Source organism: Mesorhizobium sp. M0276, from assembly GCF_040321755.1.
Taxonomy (GTDB): Bacteria; Pseudomonadota; Alphaproteobacteria; order Rhizobiales; family Rhizobiaceae; genus Mesorhizobium.
In genome coordinates this window covers 39678-46476 of sequence record NZ_JAMYSC010000046.1, presented here as the reverse complement: position 1 = coordinate 46476, position 6799 = coordinate 39678, and the positions used below count along the sequence as shown (strand labels likewise).

Below are 6799 nucleotides of genomic sequence, written 5' to 3'. Positions count from 1 at the left end.
GCATCGACGTCTCGCAAGCCATGATCCTTGTCGCAATGGGCGGCAATCTCATCCGACGAAACGCCCATCCGTGAATTTCAAAACGGACTCTTAGGCCGTCTTTTCATTGCCTTGGATCCCCACCCGGCGGCAAGAGCCATTCTCGCGCATCGGGAGGTTCAATAGGGACCTTGATTCCTGCACGCCTTACTATGGGTGGATAGCGGTGACGAACGGTTGCACCCCCTAAGAACAGGACTGAAACCGCCTTTGGCACACACCGCTGGTTCCAGCCAATCAGGCGTGCGAATGAAACAGATCAAGCCCTGAACCGCGCTTGGGCTTTGAACTACCCGTAACGGCCCTCAAGCGCGCTTGCGATTCGCTCGCACAGCAGCTCGCCCGTGCTGATCTCCAGGTGGAGACGAAGTCGCGTTCCTTCCGCATCAATCATTGTGATTACGACGCCATGATCGCTGTAACCGGCCAAATCAAGAACGTCGCGAAGAATGAAGTCTTGGGTTTCATCGGCCCAATAGGGATTCTTCATCATTCCTCTCCTTGGCTGGCAGACAGCGATATAAGCATTCGAAGGGTGGCGGCTTTCCTACAATCGTACTTTTAAGTGGCTATGCTCTGGCTCGGCCTTGGCTCTGCGCTAATGGTGATGTTGCTAGCTGCGCCGGCATTTACCGTGACATTGCGGCCTCATCGCGTACCCGGCCATCTCGCCTGTGGGCTCCACCTTGTTTGCGGACTTCGTCTGCTTTGGCGCCGAAAGGGAAAGGCCGTGGAACTTTCGGCTGACTCCGCCCAGCACCGGGCTGATCAGAAATGACATGGACGCAATAGCCGAATTGCGATCCCAGTCATCGTGCATCTTCAGAACGGCGACGGTGATCGTCATTTCATCATCGGCGTCGATAATTTCCCGAGTCATTCCAGCCATTCCATAAGTCTGGTGCGGGCATTGGGTTCGTCAAGTGGTGGCTAATGTAGGTGCAAATACGCTTGCGCGGATAACCCCAAGATATCAAATTCGAATAGCCCTGCGTCCTTGAGGATGTGGACTGCAGGAGGTATCGCGGCCATGTGCGCTAAACCGCGCGATATGTGAAAATCGCCAAGCTTCCACAGCAGCCAAACGGCCTAACACGCCGACGTCACAGCTACCGCCACGCCATTTTTGCAGAACTTGACGCACACAACTTATGGACGTCCCTCTGGCAAGGTCGAGGGCCGCTTTTTGCACCAGCGCTTGGGCCCGAATAATCTTAGTCGAATTGGTAACGTCATTTTCAGTGCCGGTGTTTAAAAAACGATATGATGCCGCGCACCAATCGTATTCTGGGCAAATCAGTAATCGTGACGATAATTGCAGTCGTGGCGACCTTCGGTCTGTCGTTCACGGCCAGGCTTGCGTTGCAGATGCCGATCGACTGGCTGAGTTGGGTGGAATGTACCTTCATTCCCATCCTGATCGGAATGCCGGTCAGTGCCTACATTTTCGCCCAGTCGGAAACGATCCAGGATACCTGCGACAAGCTGGAGAAGTCACACACAGCCCTCAGAGAGGCGCACGAGAGGCTCACCTTCGTAACCAGCCACGACCCGATGACGGGGCTCCTTAGCCGCGGTGAATTCATGGCAAGGATGGACAGGAGGCGCGATGAAGGAGAATGCGACACGGTTCTCTTGATCGATCCGGATCATTTCTCCTCAATCAACGACAAACATGGACACTTCAAGGGTGACGAGACTTTGGTGCAGATTGCAAAGGCCCTCGTCTATGCGACACGCCCAGGTGACTCAATTGGCCGTCTTGGCGGGGAAGAGTTCGGGATCTTGCTGCGAGAGGCGCGCAAAGAGCAGGGAATCACGATTGCGGAGAACATCCGTCGGAATATCGAGGGGATTCCCTGGGTCCGGGGGCAACAGGACGTCGTAAAGGTGACCGTCAGCATCGGGGGTGCAGAAATCTCTCGCAATGCAGATACTCAGAACGTCCTCCGCATTGCCGGACGGTGCCTTTTTGAAGCGAAACAACGTGGGCGGAACCGCGTGTCGTTCGAATATGAGCCAACCAGGTTGCAAGACGCAGAAGAGCGAAAGACACGCCGCAGATTCGAATGAACCCCTGCCGATGAGCCGCGCTAGCAGACGCCAAAAAATGATGGCAGTCGAGTTGGCATGGCTGGTGCATAGCTGGTGCATGTCACCAGGCGGCTCAGGCGATTCCCTTCGCCTTCCGGTCTCTCAAGTCATCGGCCTCTGTTGGCTTCAGCCTCACGACTAGCACACCGTCAAGAGTAGCCGGCTGTCGGGTGAAGACGTCAGTGATCGACTAGAGACCACTATGTGCACTATGTGCTCGCTGCATGTCGTAGCGCTTAGTCATCGATTCAATATACGTCGAATGTGGCCGGTGGGACCAGGCGCTGGTTACCTATAACTCCTGAGCGCTATGAGTAGGCAAGCGGGACGTTCCGACGCTTTGGCGAATGGACGCTGCTGTTTGCCTGGATGCCGGTTGTTGGAGATGCCTTCACCATTGCGGCAGGCGCGGCACGCGTGGATCTCTGGGTGTTCGTTGCTCTTGTCGCAATGGGCAAGGCCGCACGCTATGCGGCGGTCGTTGCGGGAGGACTGTGGGCGATCACGTGAGTAGCCGTCCTCATCGGTACCGCAAGCAGCGCTTTCTATACGCGCGAGGCACGGCAGATCACGATATTCTTTCGATCCCATGCATCGAGCTCCTCAAGGGGATATAGCACTGCCTTGCCGATCTTGATGTAGGTCGGCCCGATTTTCATCGCGCGCCAATTGCGGAGTGTTCCGACGGAAACACCCCGCGATAGCGCCCTGAGACTTCTTCGTCCGTGAGAAATTTTCTTTCTTACATTAGATGCCTCAACATGCATCGTCGACCGGTTCGGTTCGACGACCGTCAGTTGTTGCGAGCGGAGCCGACCGGAGTGCCGTGGCGTTACTTCAGGCACGCACCGCAACTGTCGAACACGCTCTTGTACGGACACAGTGAGGCGCGTTTTTCGATGAAGGGAAGAGGCTGAATACGATGATCGTAGCCTCGGATAGCTTCGGATAGAAATCGGATGGTTGCTGTAGCCACCCAGCAAAAATAGTCCGAGCCGCGTCAAACCAATTGATATGCCGAAAGTCGCTGCTGTCGATCTTGGATGTCGCCTTCACCTCGATCAATGCCACCAAGCGGCCCGGCGCTTCCGCAAGGGTATGCTTTGGACACATGACACATGCAGCGACAAGGCCGGCCTGGATAAGCCTCCACATCGATATTCAGCCTAATGGACCACGCTTTGAATTCACGCCCTCAAGCAAGGCGAGCAGGCCTGTCAGAATTTCGATTGGCGCTGGCGGGCACCCCGGAATGTGCAGGTCGACAGGCAGAGCCTCCGACACGCCGCGCATCACGGCATAGCTGCCAGCGAAACAGCCGCCGTTGCTGGCACAATGTCCGAGTGCGAGGCGACCACCCATTGGGGATTGGGAGTTGCGTCGTAGGTTCGCTTCAGTGCCTCTCGCATATTCTTGGTCACGGGCCCGGTGACGAGCAGTACATCGGCATGGCGCGGCGATGCGACGAACCGGATTCCATGACCGCCGCGGGTGTTCCATCCTGTCGGGCAGGAATTGGAAACCATCCGGTTCCGGCGGCTGGTCGAAATCAAAGCGCGTGATCTGGAAAGATTAGTAAGCCATGTAGTGTTGGCGCGTCAAAAGGAAATCCGGTAGTGCGCCGAGCGGCTGTGGAGCCGGCCCGCTCCCCCACCTATTTGAGGAAGAGCACCGACAGATTGTGAAACTCTTCAAAATGGCCAGGAAAATTGCGCGCCAGATACCGCACCACCTTGGAATTATCCATCAGCCGTTCAAAATAGCGGCTGGCTGCGACAAGCTCCCCACTTGGCCACGCTGTTCCACGGCGCTTAGAGCCGCAAGGGCTCAGCCTGCCCAGCTCGAGCGCCATCGCGCCTCGCATGCCTTCAGTCAGGTTGGCGATCGTGGTGGGATGGAAATCCTTGGACAGCAGGGCTTGTGGTGTAAGAGCGATGAGCATCCTTGCGTAAGTGAGCCTGACCCGGTCCATTGCCACCATCAGGCGGGCAATCTCCAATCGCCTGGCTGAAAGCACCTTCTGGAGCAACCCGAAAATCTTTGTTTTCACTGGGCTGTCCCGAAGCACGTCGAAGACGTCCGGGCAAACTCCGCTAACAGGTTCCCGGTTTTCACCTATGTCGGAAGCAGGATCGCGCGCCATGAACAAAGATCTTGCGGACGTGACGGTTCCCACGCTTGCTGATGCCGAGGAGTTTCTGCTTGCCTTCGGTCGAGTGTTCCCGCGGGACAAGGCCCAGCCATGCAGCCAGATCGCGGGCCTTCTGAAACTGACGTCCGTTGCCGACGACCGCAAGAAGGGCCGTGGCGCCCAAGGTTCCGCGATCTCTACGACAATTAAATCTTATCCAGCTGATGGAATCGGAGACAAGCTTCTCCATTCGCTGTGCCACACAGCCGGAACCCGGAGGACAAGGGGGTCGCGGCGGCCGCTCATTGAGGAATGCATCAGACAAACGTATTGCTGAGCCGATATGGCCCAGACCGGATAAAACACGGATGCCGGCGCGATTCGTCGGCGTCGCTCCGCCCCAAATTGCCGCGCCATATTCGCTTGAACTAAAGCTTGCCGTTCGGAGCTCGCCGATTATGGTTGGCGGATCCTGAGGGGCATGAGGTAGAGGCTTGCAACGACGGTCCGTTCGATTGCACCTGCTCGGATCGATCGCAGCCGCGATCGTCCCGGTCTGGCTGTTCGCGGCCTATTTGCTGGTGCAATACGCTCTGCATGAGAGATACCGTTTCGAACAGGATGCCGTGCAAACGGCCAGGCAGGTTTCGCTCGTTGTCGAAGGTGAACTCGTCAATCTTCAGACAATCCTCAATGGCTTGTCGAAATCGGCCGCCCTTGCCAACGGTGATCTGCAAACCTTTCACCGAGAGGCGCTCAATCTGGTCCGGGCAACGGACCGAGTCGTCGTCCTGAGAGATCTCGGTCACACTCAGCTGATGAACACCGGGATTGGCTACGGCAGCAATCTGCCGCCGGTCGACCCCATAGCTGATCACGATCGCGAAAGAATCAGGACCTCCGGATTTTTCGTCAGTGATGTCTTCGCCGCCCTGGGTTCGAGTAGCTACCGCGTTCAAATTGCCATCCGAGTGCCAGCGCCCAAAGGCGAGGACCTGATTCTTTCGATCTCTGTCCCAACGACCCGCATCCGCAATGTGATGATGCCAGCCGTGCCCGAGGGCTGGACGGTCGCGGTTGGAGATCGTGACGGACATTTTGTGGCACGCTCCAAGTTGCACGAAGAGATGAGCGGTAAACCCGGACTGCCGGAATATGTGGAGAAAGTCGTTGGCCGCTCCGGCAGCTTTACATCCCGCAATCTCGAAGGAACCAAGCTGCTAGCCGGCTTTTACAGGTCCTCTTACTCGGATTGGTTTTATACCGCCAACCTGCCGCTTTCGGTAGCGCAGGCCCCGCTCTGGCGCTCGCTCGCCGCGATTAGCGGCATAGGCCTCTTGTCCCTCCTTGTATCGATTGCGCTCGGATACACAGTCGGCAGACAATTCACGGGTGCCACCGCCGATCTAGCCGCACGCGCTGAGGCGCTCGGGCAGCAGCGCAAGGTCGAGCCGCTTTACACCTCGGTTAAGGAGTTTGCCGCCATCGCCGAGGCGCTGGTTGAGGCGGAGCGGGCCATCACCGAACGCCGAACGGAGCTGGAAACTGTGTTGGATACGGTACCGGCGGGGGTCTGGTTCACCTATGACCCGAAAGCGCTCCAGGTGATCCGTAACCGCTTCGCGGCGGAACTCATGGGTTTGCCGACTGACGGCGCAAAATCCTTTGGCAGACCGCAGCACGTGATCGACACGATCGCGGTCAAGGATGGCCATATCATCAGCCGAGAGGACCGGCCGCTAAGCCGGGCAATGCGTGGAGAACTGGTCGACCACGAAGAGTTCGCCTACACGCTTCCGTCTGGCGTCGAGCGTTTTCTGCTATCCAGCGCGCGGCCTATTCGCAATCCAGATGGCGCGATCGTTGGAGCTGTGCAAATCAGCCTCGACATCACCGACCGCAAACGCGGCGAAGAGCAACGCAAATTGCTGGCCAATGAGCTCAACCACCGCGTCAAGAACACGCTTGCTGTCGTCCAATCAATCGCGGGCCAGACAATCCGCAACGCCACCAGTCTATCGGAGGCAGGAAAGATGCTGTCCAGCCGGCTCGTCTCGCTGGCAAAGGCACATGACTTGCTAACGCAGCGGAACTGGAGCGGCGCAGATCTCAATGATCTTGTTTTGGCATCGGTCACGCCGCACGCGCCGGTCGAACGCTTTCAGATCGGCGGCGAGACGGTGTGGCTCCCATCCAACATTGCCCTTTCAGCAGCTTTGGCGTTCCATGAGCTGACGACCAACGCGATCAAATACGGGTCGCTGTCGAATGCGACGGGAAGCGTTTCGATCCATTGGAAGCTTGTCGGCAAGGGCCAGCATCGCCGGCTCGAGCTCGAATGGCGCGAAGTTGGAGGTCCGCCTGTTGGTCCTGGTGGGCGCAAAGGCTTCGGCACGCAGCTTCTGGAGCGCGTGTTTGATTTCAATAAGTCAGATCGCGTCGTACTCAATTTTGAGAAGTCGGGGCTGATCTGCGAGTTCCGGCTGACCTTGCCTCACTGAAATGGCGGTGTCGCGGCTGGCCGAACGGCGCACC

General features: G+C 57.5%; 6 protein-coding genes and 3 pseudogenes. 3 read left to right on the top strand and 6 right to left on the bottom strand.

All coding sequences use genetic code 11. The annotated features are described in order from the left end of the window. Window positions 1–328: 328 nt before the first annotated feature. Together NKJ01_RS28015 and NKJ01_RS28010 are read right to left on the bottom strand one after the other, a co-directional pair. Window positions 329–529: a hypothetical protein gene (locus NKJ01_RS28015; protein WP_031261225.1), complete on the bottom strand. Its 201-nt coding sequence runs from the start codon at window positions 527–529 to the stop codon at window positions 329–331. 123 nt (window positions 530–652) lie between these two features. Then, window positions 653–919, bottom strand: coding sequence for a hypothetical protein (locus NKJ01_RS28010; protein ID WP_352732965.1), 267 nt, complete (start codon window positions 917–919; stop codon window positions 653–655). A 386-nt stretch (window positions 920–1305) separates the two neighbouring features. On the opposite strand from NKJ01_RS28010, the gene NKJ01_RS28005 reads away from it, so the two are divergent. Both NKJ01_RS28005 and NKJ01_RS28000 read left to right on the top strand, forming a co-directional pair. Beyond that, entirely contained in the window at window positions 1306–2112 is an 807-nt protein-coding gene (locus NKJ01_RS28005; protein WP_352732962.1) for a GGDEF domain-containing protein, read from the top strand. 390 nt (window positions 2113–2502) lie between these two features. Beyond that, window positions 2503–2643 carry a YqaA family protein gene (locus NKJ01_RS28000; protein ID WP_023762542.1) on the top strand — a complete coding sequence of 47 codons (141 nt, stop codon included), beginning with the start codon at window positions 2503–2505 and terminating at the stop codon, window positions 2641–2643. Window positions 2644–2678: 35 nt separating this feature from the next. On the opposite strand, the pseudogene NKJ01_RS27995 reads toward NKJ01_RS28000, so the two are convergent. The 4 genes and pseudogenes from NKJ01_RS27995 to NKJ01_RS27980 all read right to left on the bottom strand — a co-directional run. Continuing rightward, window positions 2679–2875: pseudogene (locus tag NKJ01_RS27995) on the bottom strand (helix-turn-helix domain-containing protein); the annotation flags it as partial. Between the two features lie 419 nt (window positions 2876–3294). Further along, a pseudogene (locus NKJ01_RS27990) lies at window positions 3295–3611 on the bottom strand (NADH-quinone oxidoreductase subunit B family protein); the annotation flags it as partial. Window positions 3612–3787: 176 nt separating this feature from the next. Beyond that, window positions 3788–4276, bottom strand: a complete 489-nt coding sequence (locus NKJ01_RS27985; RefSeq protein ID WP_023762546.1) for a plasmid partitioning protein RepB C-terminal domain-containing protein — start codon at window positions 4274–4276, stop codon at window positions 3788–3790. After that, a pseudogene (locus NKJ01_RS27980) lies at window positions 4263–4454 on the bottom strand (transposase); the annotation flags it as partial. The pseudogene NKJ01_RS27980 and the gene NKJ01_RS27985, both read right to left, overlap by 14 nt. A 325-nt stretch (window positions 4455–4779) precedes the next feature. Here NKJ01_RS27980 and NKJ01_RS27975 point away from each other — a divergent pair. Beyond that, window positions 4780–6765 carry an HWE histidine kinase domain-containing protein gene (locus tag NKJ01_RS27975; protein WP_352607184.1) on the top strand — a complete coding sequence of 662 codons (1986 nt, stop codon included), beginning with the start codon at window positions 4780–4782 and terminating at the stop codon, window positions 6763–6765. Window positions 6766–6799: the final 34 nt, after the last annotated feature.